The organism is Streptococcus sp. SK643 (genome assembly GCF_000259505.1).
Classification (GTDB): domain Bacteria; phylum Bacillota; class Bacilli; order Lactobacillales; family Streptococcaceae; genus Streptococcus.
Window position 1 is genome coordinate 127405 of sequence record NZ_AJMM01000006.1, and the last position, 15833, is coordinate 143237.

The window sequence follows — 15833 nt, forward strand, 5'->3', positions numbered from 1 at the left end:
ACACCGTACTATTATACTATAAATTCAGCCTTTTGGGTAATAGAATCTCACTTTTTTTGGTATAATGGTAAGCAATAATGGACTAGAAAGAACAAAGATGCAAGATAAAATTGTCATTCATGGGGCGCGTGCCCATAATTTAAAAAATATTGACGTGGAAATTCCACGAGACAAGTTGGTTGTCGTGACCGGCTTGTCAGGTTCAGGGAAATCCAGTCTGGCCTTTGATACCCTCTATGCGGAGGGTCAACGTCGCTATGTGGAGAGTTTGTCAGCCTACGCTCGTCAATTCTTGGGGAATATGGAGAAGCCTGATGTAGATGCTATTGATGGTCTCAGCCCCGCTATTTCCATCGACCAGAAAACGACTAGTAAAAATCCTCGCTCGACGGTGGGAACAACGACTGAAATCAATGACTATCTGCGTCTCCTCTACGCACGTGTGGGGACGCCTTACTGTATTAACGGGCATGGAGCTATCAAGGCTTCTTCTGTGGAGCAAATCGTGGATAAGGTTTTAGAATTGCCTGAACGCCAGCGCTTGCAGATCTTGGCCCCTGTCATCCGCAAGAAAAAAGGCCAACATAAGAGTGTTATTGAGAAGGTTCAGAAAGATGGGTATGTTCGTGTCCGTGTGGATGGTGAAGTCTATGATGTAACCGAAGTGCCAGAGTTGTCTAAGAGTAAGCAACACAATATCGATGTCGTGGTTGACCGTATTGTCATCAAGGAGGGTATCCGTAGTCGTCTCTTTGATTCCATTGAGGCTGCCCTTCGTATTGCAGAAGGTTATGTCATTATCGACACTATGGACGACTCTGAGTTGTTGTTCTCTGAGCATTATGCCTGTCCAGTTTGTGGCTTTACTGTTCCAGAGTTAGAGCCGCGTCTCTTCTCCTTCAATGCTCCTTTTGGTTCTTGTAGTGAGTGTGATGGCTTGGGCATCAAGCTGGAGGTGGATACTGATTTGGTAGTACCAGATGCCAGCAAAACCTTACGTGAGGGAGCCTTGGCTCCTTGGAATCCTATCTCATCCAACTACTATCCAAATATGCTAGAGCAGGCTATGATAGCCTTTGGAGTGGATATGGATAAGTCTTTTGAGGACTTGTCAGAAGAAGATAAGAACTTGATTCTCTATGGCTCAGATGGTAAGGAATTCCATTTCCACTATGAGAATGAATTTGGTGGTGTGCGCGATATCGACATTCCTTTTGAGGGAGTTGTCAATAATATCAAGCGTCGCTATCACGAGACAAACAGCGATTATACACGCACTCAGATGCGCCTCTACATGAATGAGCTGACCTGCGGAACCTGTCACGGCTATCGCCTCAATGACCAGGCCTTGTCTGTCCGTGTTGGTGGCGAGCAAGGGCCACATATCGGAGAAATTTCAGACCTATCTATCGCTGACCACTTGGACTTGGTGAGCCAGTTAACCTTGTCTGAAAATGAAGCGATCATTGCTCGTCCCATTCTCAAGGAAATCAAGGACCGTTTGACCTTCCTTAATAACGTGGGCCTCAACTATCTGACTCTGTCACGTTCAGCAGGAACCCTTTCAGGTGGGGAAAGTCAGCGTATTCGCTTGGCAACCCAGATTGGTTCCAATCTATCAGGCGTCCTCTATATCCTAGATGAGCCGTCAATTGGTCTTCACCAGAGGGACAATGATCGTCTGATTGCTAGTCTCAAAAAGATGCGTGATTTGGGTAATACTCTCATAGTCGTGGAACACGATGAAGATACCATGCGTGAGGCTGATTATCTGATTGACGTTGGTCCTGGTGCGGGTGTTTTTGGTGGGGAGATTGTTGCTGCAGGTACGCCCAAACAGGTGGCTCGCAACAGTAAGTCTATCACAGGCCAGTACTTATCAGGCAAACGTGCCATTCCAGTACCAGACGAGCGCCGTGTAGGAAATGGTCGTTTTATCGAAGTGACAGGAGCGCGTGAGAACAACCTGCAAAATGTCACAGCTCGCTTCCCACTAGGAAAATTCATCGCGGTGACTGGTGTATCAGGTTCAGGGAAATCGACCCTCATTAACAGCATCCTCAAAAAAGCCATTGCCCAGAAGCTTAACCGCAATTCAGATAAGCCTGGGAAATTTAAAACCATTACAGGGATTGAGTATGTAGACCGTTTGATTGACATTGACCAGAGCCCAATCGGACGAACGCCGAGGTCTAACCCAGCTACCTATACAGGAGTTTTTGACGATATACGTGACCTTTTTGCTCAGACAAATGAAGCCAAGATTCGAGGCTACAAGAAGGGGCGTTTTAGTTTCAACGTTAAGGGAGGTCGTTGTGAAGCCTGCTCAGGTGACGGGATTATCAAGATTGAGATGCACTTCCTGCCAGACGTTTACGTAGCTTGTGAAGTCTGCCACGGAACTCGCTACAACAGTGAAACCCTAGAAGTTCACTACAAGGAAAAGAATATCTCACAAGTCTTGGATATGACTGTCAACGATGCGGTGGAATTCTTCCAACACATTCCGAAAATTCAACGTAAACTTCAGACTATCAAGGATGTGGGGCTGGGCTATGTAACGTTAGGGCAACCAGCTACGACCCTCTCTGGGGGAGAAGCCCAGCGTATGAAGTTGGCTAGCGAACTCCACAAACGCTCGACAGGAAAATCTTTCTACATTCTAGATGAGCCGACGACAGGGCTTCACACCGAGGATATCGCTCGCTTGCTTAAGGTATTGGCGCGCTTTGTTGACGATGGGAATACAGTCCTCGTCATTGAGCACAATCTGGATGTCATCAAGACAGCAGACCATATTATTGATTTGGGACCTGAGGGCGGTGTCGGTGGTGGAACCATCATCGCAACAGGCACTCCAGAAGAAGTAGCAACTAATGAAGCTAGCTACACAGGACACTATTTGAAAGGAAAATTAAAACATGAATAAACGTGTACAAGCATTTCTAGCTAAAATGCAAGAAAAAGAACTAGATGGAATTATTATCAACAACCTTAAAAACGTCTATTATTTGACTGGTTTTTGGGGTTCAAATGGAACAGTTTTTATCAGTCGTGACCGTCAGGTCTTGGTGACAGATTCTCGCTATATCATTGCAGCTAAGCAAGAAACTAGTGGGTTTGAGATTGTGGCTGACCGCGATGAATTGGCTGTCATTTCCGGAATTGTTAAGGACATGGGCTTGTCTCGAATCGGTTTTGAAGATGAGATTTCAGTATCTTATTACCACCGTATGCAGGCAGCTTTTGCAGGTTTGGACTTGCTTCCACAAACACAGTTTGTTGAAGACCTTCGCATGATTAAAGATGAGGCGGAGATTGCGGCGATTCGCAAGGCTTGTTCTATCTCAGACCAAGCTTTCCGTGATGCGCTTAACTTTATCAAACCAGGAAAAACTGAAATTGGAATTGCCAACTTTCTTGACTTTCGTATGCGTGAGTTGGGAGCTTCAGGTCTATCATTTGATACTATTTTAGCAAGTGGCATTAACTCTTCGAAACCTCATGCCCACCCTATGCATAAACCAGTAGAACTAGGAGAGGCTATCACCATGGACTTTGGATGCCTCTACGACCACTATGTTAGCGATATGACTCGTACCATCTATTTAGGCCATGTCAGCGATGAGCAGGCAGAGATTTACCATACGGTTCTCAAAGCAAATCAAGCTCTTATTGACCAAGCTAAGGCAGGTCTAGGCTTCCGTGATTTTGACAAGATTCCTCGTGATATCATTGTGGAGGCTGGCTATGGCGATTACTTCACCCATGGTATTGGTCATGGTATTGGTCTTGATATCCATGAAGAACCTTACTTTAGCCAAACATCTATTGAGACAATTAAGGCAGGGATGACCTTGACAGACGAACCTGGTATCTATATCGAAGGTAAATATGGAGTTCGTATCGAGGATGATATTCTTATTACAGAGACCGGTTGCGAATTATTAACTCTTGCTCCGAAAGAGTTGATAGTCATTTAATGATTTGTCAAGGAAAAAGTGTAAAAAAGACGGGAAAAGTTAAAAAAATTTAAAAATAGGTCGCAAGTCGGATGTTTTTTATGGTATAATAGACTAAACTGATAGTAACATGTAGCGAAAGGGGTAGGTACATGATCAAAATTTATACAGTCTCAAGTTGTACTAGCTGTAAAAAAGCAAAAACCTGGCTCAATGCCCACCAGTTAAGTTATAAAGAACAAAATCTTGGTAAAGAAGGAATTACGAGAGAAGAATTACTAGATATTCTTACAAAAACAGATAATGGAATCGCTAGCATCGTATCATCAAAAAATCGCTATGCTAAAGCCCTTGGAGTTGATATTGAAGATTTGAGTGTTAACGAAGTACTTAATTTAATCATGGAAACACCACGGATTTTAAAAAGTCCGATTCTTGTTGATGAGAAACGTCTACAAGTAGGTTATAAAGAAGATGATATTCGTGCCTTCTTACCACGCTCTGTCCGTAATGTAGAAAATGCAGAAGCACGTTTGCGTGCAGCTCTATAAACATCAAGGCTGGGAGTGATTCCTAGCCTTGTTCTATTTTAATTTCAAAAGGAAGAAAGTAATAATGAAAAAAATAATGCTTGCTAGTCTAGCTCTTCTATTTATTCTCGTTGGATGTGGGCAGAAAAAGGAGACAGGGACAGCCACAAAAACAGAAAAAGATGCTCTTCAGTCAGTCTTACCAGTTATAGAAAATGCTGAGAAGAATACAGTTGTTACCAAAACATTAGTCTTTCCTAAATCAGAGGATGGTAGTCAACAAACACAAACTATCACATATAAAGATAAGGCTTTTTTAACTTTGACTATTCAACAAAAGCGTCCAGTTTCAGATGAACTAAAGGCTTATATAAACCAACATGGTGTAGAGGAAACTCAAAAAGCCCTTCTTGAAGCAGAAGAGAAGGATGCATCCATTGTAGAGGCTCGTAAACTAACAGGTTTCAAGTTGGAAACCAAGTTATTAAGCGAGACAGAGGTACAGACGACAACTAGTTATGATTTCCAAGTTCTAGATGTAAAGAAAGCCTCCCAGTTAGAGTTTCTTAAAAATATAGGTTTAGAAAATCTGATCAAAAATGAACCTGCTAAATATATTTCAGATAGATTGGCAAATGGAGCAACAGAAAGTTAGGAAATCCAAATAAATAGGCTGACTTATTTGTAGAACGTAAGGAATTATGCTATAATAGTAATATTCTAGAGAAAGAGGGTGTTAGAATGGGATTTACTGAAGAAACAGTACGTTTTAAATTAGACGATTCTAATAAAAAAGAAATCAGTGAAACTTTAACAGATGTCTATGCTTCTTTAAGTGATAAGGGCTATAACCCAATTAATCAAATCGTAGGATACGTATTGAGTGGAGACCCTGCCTACGTTCCTCGTTATAATAATGCGCGAAATCAAATCCGTAAGTATGAGCGTGACGAAATTGTTGAGGAATTGGTTCGTTACTACCTCAAAGGACAAGGAGTCGATCTGTAACCTATGAGAATTATGGGATTGGACGTCGGTTCAAAAACGGTGGGAGTAGCGATTAGCGATCCGCTAGGATTTACAGCTCAAGGACTTGAAATCATTCAAATAAATGAAGAACAAGGTCAGTTTGGCTTTGATCGTATTAAGGAATTGGTTGATAGCTATAAGGTTGATCGTTTTGTAGTGGGCTTGCCTAAAAACATGAATAATACAAGTGGGCCGCGCGTTGAAGCAAGTCAAGCTTACGGGGCTAAGTTAGAAGAGCTTTTTGGGTTACCAGTAGACTACCAAGATGAGCGCTTAACTACAGTTGCTGCAGAACGTATGTTGATTGAACAAGCAGACATTAGCCGTAACAAGCGCAAGAAAGTTATTGATAAGTTAGCTGCTCAGCTGATTTTACAAAATTATTTAGATAGAAAATTTTAATACATTAATACAAAGGAGAGGCTATGTCACACGATCATAACCATGACCACGAAGAACGTGAACTTATTACACTAGTAGATGAACAAGGAAATGAAACTTTGTTTGAAATTCTTTTGACGATTGATGGAAAAGAAGAATTTGGTAAAAACTATGTTCTTCTGGTACCAGTTAATGCAGAAGAAGATGAAGACGGACAAGTTGAAATTCAAGCATACTCATTCATCGAAAACGAAGATGGAACAGAGGGCGAATTACAACCAATCCCAGAAGACTCAGAAGACGAATGGAATATGATTGAAGAAGTCTTCAACAGTTTTATGGAGGAGTAAAAACATCCAGTGGATGTTTTTAGCCCAGCTTTTTAAAATAAAAAAGAGCTGGTAAGTATGGGGGACATTTTTACCCCAGCTCCTAGAAATTAGAAGAGTTGGAATTTAAATCTAGCTAGGTTCTAGCTAAGTAAGTAAGAGGTTGGGACAAAAATCCCGACCTCGCTTTTTATTATCAATGAGGCTTTGACGTGGTAGCTGATTGGACTTTTGTTCGTTTTTAGACATCAAAAAACTCTTTGGGCGAAAAATATCATGTTCTATCTGCAACCTTTAACTATTGATTAGATTGTTTAAGTATCGTGGAGTCAAGACTGCGAAATCGAGACTTTCTCTATTGATTTATGTTCTACGGCCTTTTTTATTAAGGAGATATGTATGTTTGAAGTTGAAGAATGGCTACATAGTCGGATTGGATTAAATTTTAGATCAGGCTTGGATCGAATGCAACATGCAGTTGATTTATTGGGCAATCCTGAAAAATCCTACCCTATTATTCACGTGACAGGAACGAATGGGAAAGGATCGACCATTGCTTTTATGAGAGAGTTGTTTATGAGTCATGGTAAAAAAGTCGGTACATTTACCTCTCCTCATATCGTTAGTATCCATGACCGGATCTGTCTCAATGGGCAACCTATATCTGATGCAGATTTTATTCGTTTGGCAGACCAGGTCAAAGAGATGGAACAGATACTTCTGAAAACCCATGATCAATTGTCCTTTTTTGAGTTACTAACCTTGATTGCTCTTCTTTATTTCCGAGAGCAAGAGGTGGATCTGGTTTTGCTAGAAGTGGGAATTGGTGGTGTACTTGATACTACTAACGTGGTAACAGGAGAGATTGCAGTCATTACTTCAATTGGTTTAGATCACCAAGAAACTCTAGGAGATAATCTGGCATCAATTGCAGAGCAGAAGGCTGGGATTTTTAAAGCGGGTAGGAAAGCTGTAATTGCAAAATTGAGTTCAGAAGCTCAGCTTGTTTGTCAAAAAACTGCAGAGACTAAAGATGTCGAACTTTACCAGGTTGGACATGATTTTTCAATTTTGAATGGTAATTTTTCAAGTTCTTTGCTAAATCTTTCGCAGCTGAAAATAGGCTTAGAAGGTGCCTATCAGCAGGAAAATGCGGCCTTAGCCATAGAAACCTTTTTACTTTTTATGATAGCAAGGAATGAAGAAATTGATGAGTGTAGTTTGAGAAAAGCCTTGGAGCAGACACACTGGGCTGGCCGTTTAGAGCGGATTCGACCTCAAATATACCTAGATGGAGCTCATAATCTTCCTGCTTTGACCCGTCTCGTCGAGTTTGTTAGAGAAAAAAAGCAGGAAGGTTATCAGCCGCAAATCCTATTTGGAGCATTGAAACGCAAAGATTATCAGGGGATGCTAGACTATTTGAGTGATCAGTTACCACAAGTACAAGTCAAGGTAACTGGATTTGACTATCAAGGTTCCTTAGAAGACCAAGATGTGATAGGCTACGATTTGATTCCTTCTTATCGTGATTTTATTAGGAAATTTGAAGAACAGACTCCTAAGCAAGATTTGCTTTTTATAACGGGTTCTCTCTATTTTATCTCAGAAGTCCGGAGTTACTTGCTCGACAGTCAGCATAGCAATTAAATTCTATTTTTAGTCTATCGTATGTAAGAACCTATTTGTTAGAGAAAAAATTTCTCACTAAATTTACAGTAGAACACCAACATCTTTAAACTTAAAATAGTTAGCCTTGCTATCGAATAAATAGTAAGACTTAATGTTTAACAAGATTATTTGCAGAACTGATGAAATGACTACTAACCAAATGATTATTGGAGCTAGAAATAAGCATTTTTTGAGTTCTCTGTTTTATCCGAATACAAAGAGGAGGCTGAACATATCAGTCTCTTTTGATTTATTCATAAAAATAATAGAAATACTTGCCTTCTATCGAGTAGCTGGGTTATACTAGTATTAATTACTTTTTTGGAACAGTAAGTAAAGAAGGAGGAGATATGAAGTATAGGAAATTTCAACTATTGATGTCCAAGTATGGTTTTAGTATTTCAATTATGCTACTTGAACTTTCTTTGGTGTTTGGTCTCTTTCTTTATTTGGGACGAATAGCTCCTATATTATGGGTGTTTTTATTGATTTTCATGACAATAGCGACTGTTGTATCCATTGTCAATCGCTCAATGACACCTGATAGTAAAGTGATGTGGCTGGTGGTTACCTTTGTTCCTGTTATTGGCCCTTTGCTCTATCTGATGTTTGGTGAAAGGCGATTGTCCAAAAAAGAAATCAAGCAGTTGGACAAACTTGGTTCCATGCATTTTCGGGAGGATAACAGTAAAGCAATTCGACAGAAATTGAAGGAAGATGATAAGGCGGCTTACGGAGTTATCAAATCGTTGTTGAGTATGGATAGCAATGCCGATGTTTACGACCGAACGGATTCGAATTTTTTTTCTTCAGGTGAAAGCATGTGGCAACATATGCTGGAAGACCTCAAGAAAGCTGAAAAGTTTATCTTTCTAGAGTATTATATTGTAGAAGAAGGTCTGATGTGGAATAGCATACTAGATATACTAGAGCAAAAGGCGGCTCAGGGTGTAGAGGTCAAGATGCTCTATGATGATATCGGCTGTATGGCGACTTTACCTGGCGACTATACTATTCAGCTTCGTAGTCGAGGAATTGAAGCCCATAAGTTTAACAAGGTGATCCCTCGTTTGACGGTAGCTTATAATAATCGGGACCATCGTAAAATCCTTGTGATAGATGGTCAGGTGGCCTATACAGGAGGGATTAACTTAGCCGATGAGTACATCAACCATGTAGAACGCTTTGGCTATTGGAAGGATAGTGGTATTCGCTTAAATGGTCTTGGTGTCAAGGCTTTAACCCGTCTCTTTTTGACGACTTGGTACATCAATCGTGGGGAAATCAGCGATTTTGACCAGTATCACTTGGAAAATCAGCCTTGTTCTAGCCAAGGACTCTGCATTCCTTACGGTAGTGGACCCAAGCCTATCTTCCGTACCCAGGTAGGGAAAAAGGTTTATCAAAGTTTGATTAATCAGGCTACCGATTCTATTTATATAACGACACCTTACTTGATCATTGACTATGATTTTGCAGAGAGTATTAAAAACGCGGCCATGAGGGGTGTTGATGTCCGCATCGTGACTCCTTTTATTCCTGATAAAAAATTGATTCAGCTAATCACAAGAGGGGCCTATCCGGATTTGTTATCAGCAGGGGTAAGGATTTTTGAGTATAGTCCAGGCTTCATTCACAGTAAACAAATCTTAGTGGATAAGGATTTTGCTGCAGTTGGGACCATTAACTTAGATTATAGAAGTTTACTTCATCACTATGAAAATGCAGTTTTGTTGTATAAGGCGGAATCAATCACAGAGATTCAAGAAGATTTTGAGGAGATTTTTTCCAGATCACAAGAAATTTTCCCTCAAACGATAAAAAATAGTTGGTATCAAAAATTGATTAAAGAAATCGCACAGTTGCTCGCGCCTATTTTGTAGCTTCTTGAATAGGTATTTATATAAGAAATCTAGGGCTTAGGACATAACTAAGGTCCTATTTTTCTTGTCTTTTACGAATATAATAAGATAGAGGGGGAACTATGTTAACTCAGAAAGAATTAAACTTCATCATTGCATTTAAACAAACACAATTTCACCGATTTAGGGAAATCGAAACTTTTGCCAAACTATGTAAAAAATTATCCAAACAGAAATCACAGACTGACAATTCCAAGTCTTTTTGATATACTAATACAGACTAATTGAATAGGAGTAATGATATGACTGTATATGGAAGAATAGAGAAAGTATCTGAAACAATGCAGAGTAATCAAAGGGAAAATGAATTGTTTAGGAGTGATGATCCAAATTTGGGAAAAGAGGAGCAGGTAACAGTGTCAGCTGTCAAACTCATTATTGGAAGTACGATTGCTACGATTTTTTCTGTAGTGCTTCCTTTTCTTTTGGATATGTTGACTTCATCACAGGCCCAAGATTTTTATATCGGATGGGCTCTTTATCAAGGAGGTCAATTTCAGAGTAACTATTATGCTAGTCAAGGCTTTCTTTATTATATCTTCCTTTACATTACGCAAGGGAGTATCTTATTTGCTATAGTAGAGTGGCTAGCTCTGTTAGTAAGTGGTTATTTTCTCTATCGTTCAACAGACTATTTGACGGGGCAAAACAAACAAGCTGACCAGTTGTTAACCATATTTTACCTTTTGGTTTCTGGGCTTGGCTTTGGTGGAGGGTATGCTAATATCTTAGCTCTTCCATTCTTGCTTGGGGGATTTTTACTGGTAGCAAGTTATTTATCAAATCCCAACCACGATAAAGGCTTTTTGCGTCTAGGAATCTTATTTGGGATCTCATTTTTTATAGAACCCCTAACAACATTCTTATTTATTCTAGTAGTAACAATAGGTTTGCTTATTTTTAATATTGATAAGGAGCGCTTTATAAATGGAGTCTATCAATTTTTTGCATCAGCATTAGGATTCTCTCTTATTTTTTATCCATTGGCTTACTATGTTCTTGTCTCGGGTGGTGCTGAGGAAGCACTAAGTGGGATCATGTATCCTATTGCTTCTATCCGTATCTTTGCTAATCCTCAGTTACTGGAAAATGCGCTGTTTTATGGATTAATTGCTTTAGGATTAGGTGGTTTTTTATTTATTTTCCTAATTTTAACACAATCAAGAATTTCTAGGTTATATGCTCTTTCTATACCGGCTAGCTTTGGTTTTTTACTATCTTTAGTATTAACTATTTTAAGCCAAGAACCTTTCCATGGGTCACGTCTGTTAGTCTCTCTCCCGTTTTTACTCCTTCTCTTGATAGCTAGTATTCAAGGAAAACATTCAGGACGAGGTAGCAGAAGAAGGGAGGAAACTCCTTCTTTAGGGGAAAGATTCATGAAGGGGAATCTCTACCTCCCAGTTTTGGTAATTGCTTATCTCCTTGTCTTTCCTTTTGTAGATCGTTTTCTTTTACATCCAGATACCTTTAGACAAGAGAGTCAAGTAGTAGAAATCATCAAACGAGAAACAAGTGAAAAGGATCAAATATATATTTGGGATCAGTTTGTTCAAGGATATAAAGACAGTCACAGACTAGCAGGTTCAATGTTCCCTTCGCCAGTTCTATATACGACTACTGCAGAGAATAAGAATGTCCTGATAAATGACCTAAAAGAGAATCAACCAAAGATGATTGTTGTCAATAACAAGGTCTCTCTTTGGTCTGAAGTGGCAGATCTTTTGAAGGAACATTATCAAGTAAAAAAGACAGATTTAACGAATTTTAAAGTTTATACATTAAAATAAAAAATCAATATCTTGTGTAATTTTAAAAATTTTAGGATTTTTAACACAAGATATTGATTTTTCTTTTTAGAGTGGTATAATACTTTCTAGAAACAACAATTTAGAAAAGAGAATGTATATGATTGCATTTGAAGAAAAAAGCACCCCCTTGCCAACCCTATTTGTTGAAAAGCGTGATGGCAGACGAGTGGTGTTTGATGTGGATAAGATTAACAAGGCACTCCACAAGGCAGCAGACAAGGTTATGGATGTGACTCCCTTGGTTGAAAGACGTCTAAATTCTTTGGTTGAGAGAATCGTCACAGAGATTCATAGTCGCTTTCCTCAAGGTGTAAAGATTTATGAGATTCAAAATATTGTAGAACATGAACTTCTTGAGGCCAAAGAATATGCCCTTGCCGAGGAGTATATCACTTATCGGACACAGAGGGATTTTGAGCGCTCAAAAGCGACAGATATTAACTTTAGTATTCATAAACTTCTCGATAAAGACCAGGCAGTAGTTAATGAAAATGCTAATAAAGATAGTGACGTCTTTAATACCCAGCGCGATTTGACGGCAGGCATTGTTGGGAAATCAATTGGACTTCAAATGCTTCCAAAGCATGTGGCCAATGCCCATCAAAAAGGGGAAATTCACTATCATGACTTGGATTACAGCCCTTATACGCCAATGACTAACTGCTGTTTGATTGATTTTAAGGGCATGTTGGAAAATGGTTTTAAGATTGGGAATGCTGAGGTGGAGTGTCCCAAGTCTATCCAGACTGCGACTGCTCAGATTTCACAAATCATTGCTAACGTTGCGTCTAGTCAGTATGGAGGATGTTCAGCTGACCGTATCGATGAAGTCTTGGCGCCTTACGCAGAGAAAAATTATCAAAAACACCTTAAAGATGCCGAGGAATGGGTTTTACCTGAAAAACGAGAAGATTACGCTTGGAAGAAAACTCAAAAGGACATCTATGATGCCATGCAATCTCTTGAGTATGAAATCAATACTCTCTTCACTTCAAATGGACAAACGCCTTTTACTTCGCTTGGTTTTGGTTTAGGGACCAGTCGTTTTGAACGGGAAATTCAAGAGGCTATTTTAAACATTCGCATCAAGGGTCTTGGTTCGGAACATCGGACAGCTATCTTTCCCAAGCTCATTTTTACACTGAAAAAAGGACTCAACTTAGAAGAAGGTTCTCCTAACTACGATATCAAAGTGTTGGCACTTGAGTGTGCAACCAAGCGTATGTATCCAGATATCTTGTCTTATGATAAGATTGTCGAATTAACGGGTTCCTTCAAGATTCCTATGGGATGTCGTTCTTTTCTTCAGGGATGGAAAGATGAAAATGGCGTAGAAGTCAATTCAGGTCGCATGAACCTGGGAGTTGTGACGGTCAATCTCCCTCGGATTGCCCTCGAGTCAGAAGGGGATATGAATAAGTTCTGGGAAATTTTCAATGAGCGCATGAATATCGCAGAAGATGCTCTGGTCTACCGTATTGAGCGTACAAAGGAAGCTACACCAGCTAACGCACCAATCCTCTACCAATACGGTGCTTTTGGACGTCGACTTGGTAAGGAAGAAAGTGTTGATGAACTTTTCAAGAATCGCCGTGCAACGATTTCACTAGGCTATATCGGGCTCTATGAAGTAGCAACAGTATTCTTTGGAAATAGCTGGGAAAGTAACCCAGAAGCAAAGGAATTCACGCTAGACATCATTCGCGATATGAAACGTCGTGTAGAAGAGTGGTCAGACCAATATGGCTATCATTTCTCTATCTACTCAACACCGTCTGAAAGTTTGACAGACCGCTTTTGTCGTCTAGATACAGAGAAGTTTGGCTCTATTCCTGATATTACAGATAAGGAATACTATACTAACTCTTTCCACTACGATGTTCGTAAAAATCCAACACCGTTTGAAAAATTAGACTTTGAGAAAGTCTATCCAGAAGCAGGTGCGTCGGGTGGCTTCATCCATTACTGTGAGTATCCAGTTCTGCAACAAAATCCAAAGGCCTTGGAAGCTGTCTGGGATTATGCTTATGACCGTGTTGGCTATCTTGGGACCAACACTCCAATAGACCGTTGCTACAAGTGTGACTTTGAAGGGGATTTTGAACCAACTGAGAGAGGATTTGCTTGTCCAAACTGTGGCAATAGCGACCCTAAAACAGTAGACGTTGTTAAACGGACTTGTGGCTATTTAGGCAATCCTCAAGCGAGACCTATGGTCAACGGCCGTCACAAGGAAATCGCAGCGCGTGTCAAACACATGAACGGTTCTACTATTAAAACGGTAGGACATGAAGTAAGAAATTAGAAAGAGATAGCATGGGAAAATATCAATTAGACGATAAGGGGCGCGCACAAGTGACCCGTTATCACGAGAAACACTCTAAAGGTGGAGCAGGTAAGAAAGAACGCTTGCTCAATCTCAGAGAACAATTTTTAAACAAGAAAAAACAAAAATAAAAGTAAGAGTCAGCTCTCGCTTTTCTCATAGCGGGAGGTAAGGATGGAACTACGCAGGCCAACATTGGCGGATAGAGAAACAGTTTTAGAGATGATGGCAGAGTTTGAAAAGATCCAATCAGCCCATGGTGGAATATTTTGGGATGCTGAGAATTTTTCCTATGAAGAGTGGTTGGAAAGTAATCGGGATAAAGAAATGGGGATTAATTTGCATGAAAATCGTGTTCCTTCTATACAATTTGTATCATTTAATGATATAGGTCGTGCTCTAGGGTTTTTAAACTTGCGATTGAGACTGAATGAGGGGGTCCTGAATTATGTTGGCCATATTGGCTACTCCATCCGTCCTTCTGAAAGAGGCAAATGTTATGCGAAAGAAACTCTACGTCAGGGCTTGCAAGTTGCTAAGGAAAAGAACATCAAGAGAACTCTTGTCACCTGTAGCGTGAATAATCCTGCTAGCAGAGCAGTCATTCTAGCAAATGGTGGGCTCCTTGAGGATGTTCGTAATGTTGTGGAGCGTTATTGGATAGAGGTAGCGAATGAATAATCCAAAACCACAAGAATGGAAAAGCGAAGAGCTCAGCCAAGGACGTATTATTGATTACAAGGCGTTTAACTTTGTAGATGGAGAGGGTGTTCGCAACTCCCTCTATGTATCAGGTTGCATGTTTCACTGTGAGGGGTGTTATAATGTAGCGACTTGGTCTTTCAATGCAGGAATTCCCTACACAACAGAGCTGGAGGAACAGATTATGGCTGATCTTGCCCAGCCCTATGTTCAAGGCTTGACCTTATTAGGAGGGGAACCGTTTCTCAATACTGGAATTCTCTTACCCCTCGTCAAACGTATCCGTAAGGAATTACCAGACAAAGACATTTGGTCTTGGACCGGTTATACCTGGGAAGAAATGATGCTAGAGACTCCAGATAAACTAGAGCTCTTATCACTGATTGATATTCTGGTCGATGGACGCTACGATCGTACCAAGCGAAATCTCATGCTTCAGTTTAGAGGTTCGTCCAACCAACGCATCATTGATGTGAAAAAATCACTCCAAAGTGGTCAAGTAGTCATTTGGGATAAGCTAAATGATGGTATAGAAAGTTATGAGCAGGTGAAAAGAGAGTGAACTTTTACTATACAAACTAGTAAACAAAAGCCATCAGAAGTAGGAAAACATTTTCATTAGAAAAAAACAAAAAATATTTACAAATCCCTTGCAATGGCAGGGGATTTGTGTTATTCTACTATGGTGCTGTAAATTACAGCCTTAGCTTTGATGCAAGAGGTTGCGACACGCTCGGTTGCATTGCCACGTAACTACGCGTCGGTTTTCTTGTGGAGCTAGCCTATTATCTTAAATAGACGAAAAAGGAGAAAAAGATGGCAAACAAAAAAATCCGTATCCGTTTGAAAGCTTACGAACACCGTACGCTTGACACAGCGGCTGCTAAAATCGTAGAATCAGCTACTCGTACAGGTGCAGAAGTTGCAGGTCCAATCCCACTTCCAACTGAACGTAGCCTCTATACAATTATTCGTGCGACTCATAAATATAAAGATTCTCGCGAACAATTTGAAATGCGTACACACAAACGTTTGATCGACATCATCAACCCAACTCAAAAAACAGTTGACGCTTTGATGAAATTGGATCTTCCAAGTGGTGTAAACGTAGAAATCAAACTTTAATCTAAAATATAAAAGAGCAGAGGCTAGTGTTTCAATCTAATTGAA

15 protein-coding genes are annotated in these 15833 nt (G+C 40.1%); all 15 read left to right on the forward strand.

Features of this window, described 5'->3' with window-relative positions:
- Positions 1-97 precede the first annotated feature (97 nt).
- The 15 genes from uvrA to rpsJ all read left to right on the forward strand — a co-directional run bounded on the left by uvrA (position 98) and on the right by rpsJ (position 15788).
- Entirely contained in the window at positions 98-2929 is a 2832-nt protein-coding gene (gene uvrA, locus HMPREF1117_RS03845) for an excinuclease ABC subunit UvrA (RefSeq protein WP_001152867.1), read from the forward strand.
- Positions 2922-3983, forward strand: a complete 1062-nt coding sequence (locus HMPREF1117_RS03850) for a M24 family metallopeptidase (RefSeq protein WP_001042862.1) — start codon at positions 2922-2924, stop codon at positions 3981-3983. The genes uvrA and HMPREF1117_RS03850 overlap by 8 nt, the downstream gene beginning before the upstream one ends.
- Positions 3984-4114: 131 nt before the next feature.
- Entirely contained in the window at positions 4115-4513 is a 399-nt protein-coding gene (spx, locus tag HMPREF1117_RS03855) for a transcriptional regulator Spx (RefSeq protein WP_000591165.1), read from the forward strand.
- A 64-nt stretch (positions 4514-4577) separates the two neighbouring features.
- The gene (locus tag HMPREF1117_RS03860; RefSeq protein ID WP_000723315.1) at positions 4578-5147 is read left to right on the forward strand and encodes an SP0191 family lipoprotein; all 570 of its coding nucleotides are present in this window, start codon (positions 4578-4580) and stop codon (positions 5145-5147) included.
- Positions 5148-5233: 86 nt separating this feature from the next.
- A complete protein-coding gene (locus HMPREF1117_RS03865) occupies positions 5234-5500 on the forward strand; it encodes an IreB family regulatory phosphoprotein (RefSeq protein ID WP_000507061.1) in 267 nt (88 codons plus the stop codon).
- Positions 5501-5503: 3 nt separating this feature from the next.
- The gene (ruvX, locus tag HMPREF1117_RS03870; protein ID WP_007556352.1) at positions 5504-5923 is read left to right on the forward strand and encodes a Holliday junction resolvase RuvX; all 420 of its coding nucleotides are present in this window, start codon (positions 5504-5506) and stop codon (positions 5921-5923) included.
- A gap of 23 nt (positions 5924-5946) precedes the next feature.
- Complete coding sequence (locus HMPREF1117_RS03875) at positions 5947-6252, forward strand: DUF1292 domain-containing protein (protein ID WP_000017620.1); 306 nt, start codon at positions 5947-5949, stop codon at positions 6250-6252.
- Positions 6253-6630: 378 nt separating this feature from the next.
- The gene (locus tag HMPREF1117_RS03880; RefSeq protein ID WP_000464296.1) at positions 6631-7881 is read left to right on the forward strand and encodes a bifunctional folylpolyglutamate synthase/dihydrofolate synthase; all 1251 of its coding nucleotides are present in this window, start codon (positions 6631-6633) and stop codon (positions 7879-7881) included.
- A 371-nt stretch (positions 7882-8252) separates the two neighbouring features.
- Positions 8253-9785 carry a cardiolipin synthase gene (gene cls, locus HMPREF1117_RS03885; protein WP_000877320.1) on the forward strand — a complete coding sequence of 511 codons (1533 nt, stop codon included), beginning with the start codon at positions 8253-8255 and terminating at the stop codon, positions 9783-9785.
- Between the two features lie 281 nt (positions 9786-10066).
- The gene (locus HMPREF1117_RS03895) at positions 10067-11614 is read left to right on the forward strand and encodes a hypothetical protein (protein ID WP_000219449.1); all 1548 of its coding nucleotides are present in this window, start codon (positions 10067-10069) and stop codon (positions 11612-11614) included.
- Positions 11615-11732: 118 nt separating this feature from the next.
- Positions 11733-13940: an anaerobic ribonucleoside-triphosphate reductase gene (gene nrdD / locus HMPREF1117_RS03900; RefSeq protein WP_000559958.1), complete on the forward strand. Its 2208-nt coding sequence runs from the start codon at positions 11733-11735 to the stop codon at positions 13938-13940.
- A gap of 11 nt (positions 13941-13951) precedes the next feature.
- Positions 13952-14092 carry a hypothetical protein gene (locus HMPREF1117_RS03905; protein ID WP_000521617.1) on the forward strand — a complete coding sequence of 47 codons (141 nt, stop codon included), beginning with the start codon at positions 13952-13954 and terminating at the stop codon, positions 14090-14092.
- A gap of 43 nt (positions 14093-14135) precedes the next feature.
- Complete coding sequence (locus tag HMPREF1117_RS03910) at positions 14136-14642, forward strand: GNAT family N-acetyltransferase (RefSeq protein ID WP_000423435.1); 507 nt, start codon at positions 14136-14138, stop codon at positions 14640-14642.
- Positions 14635-15225, forward strand: coding sequence for an anaerobic ribonucleoside-triphosphate reductase activating protein (gene nrdG / locus HMPREF1117_RS03915; RefSeq protein WP_001064223.1), 591 nt, complete (start codon positions 14635-14637; stop codon positions 15223-15225). The genes HMPREF1117_RS03910 and nrdG overlap by 8 nt, the downstream gene beginning before the upstream one ends.
- Before the next feature lie 254 nt (positions 15226-15479).
- Positions 15480-15788 (forward strand): 30S ribosomal protein S10, encoded by a 309-nt coding sequence (gene rpsJ / locus HMPREF1117_RS03920; RefSeq protein ID WP_001284511.1) that lies wholly within the window; start codon positions 15480-15482, stop codon positions 15786-15788.
- The last annotated feature ends 45 nt before the right edge of the window (positions 15789-15833 follow it).

Coding starts and splice junctions, on each gene's coding strand:
- uvrA (WP_001152867.1), top strand. CDS start 98: ATGCAAGATAAAATTGTCATTCATGGGGCGCGTGCCCATAATTTAAAA.
- HMPREF1117_RS03850 (WP_001042862.1), top strand. CDS start 2,922: ATGAATAAACGTGTACAAGCATTTCTAGCTAAAATGCAAGAAAAAGAA.
- spx (WP_000591165.1), top strand. CDS start 4,115: ATGATCAAAATTTATACAGTCTCAAGTTGTACTAGCTGTAAAAAAGCA.
- HMPREF1117_RS03860 (WP_000723315.1), top strand. CDS start 4,578: ATGAAAAAAATAATGCTTGCTAGTCTAGCTCTTCTATTTATTCTCGTT.
- HMPREF1117_RS03865 (WP_000507061.1), top strand. CDS start 5,234: ATGGGATTTACTGAAGAAACAGTACGTTTTAAATTAGACGATTCTAAT.
- ruvX (WP_007556352.1), top strand. CDS start 5,504: ATGAGAATTATGGGATTGGACGTCGGTTCAAAAACGGTGGGAGTAGCG.
- HMPREF1117_RS03875 (WP_000017620.1), top strand. CDS start 5,947: ATGTCACACGATCATAACCATGACCACGAAGAACGTGAACTTATTACA.
- HMPREF1117_RS03880 (WP_000464296.1), top strand. CDS start 6,631: ATGTTTGAAGTTGAAGAATGGCTACATAGTCGGATTGGATTAAATTTT.
- cls (WP_000877320.1), top strand. CDS start 8,253: ATGAAGTATAGGAAATTTCAACTATTGATGTCCAAGTATGGTTTTAGT.
- HMPREF1117_RS03895 (WP_000219449.1), top strand. CDS start 10,067: ATGACTGTATATGGAAGAATAGAGAAAGTATCTGAAACAATGCAGAGT.
- nrdD (WP_000559958.1), top strand. CDS start 11,733: ATGATTGCATTTGAAGAAAAAAGCACCCCCTTGCCAACCCTATTTGTT.
- HMPREF1117_RS03905 (WP_000521617.1), top strand. CDS start 13,952: ATGGGAAAATATCAATTAGACGATAAGGGGCGCGCACAAGTGACCCGT.
- HMPREF1117_RS03910 (WP_000423435.1), top strand. CDS start 14,136: ATGGAACTACGCAGGCCAACATTGGCGGATAGAGAAACAGTTTTAGAG.
- nrdG (WP_001064223.1), top strand. CDS start 14,635: ATGAATAATCCAAAACCACAAGAATGGAAAAGCGAAGAGCTCAGCCAA.
- rpsJ (WP_001284511.1), top strand. CDS start 15,480: ATGGCAAACAAAAAAATCCGTATCCGTTTGAAAGCTTACGAACACCGT.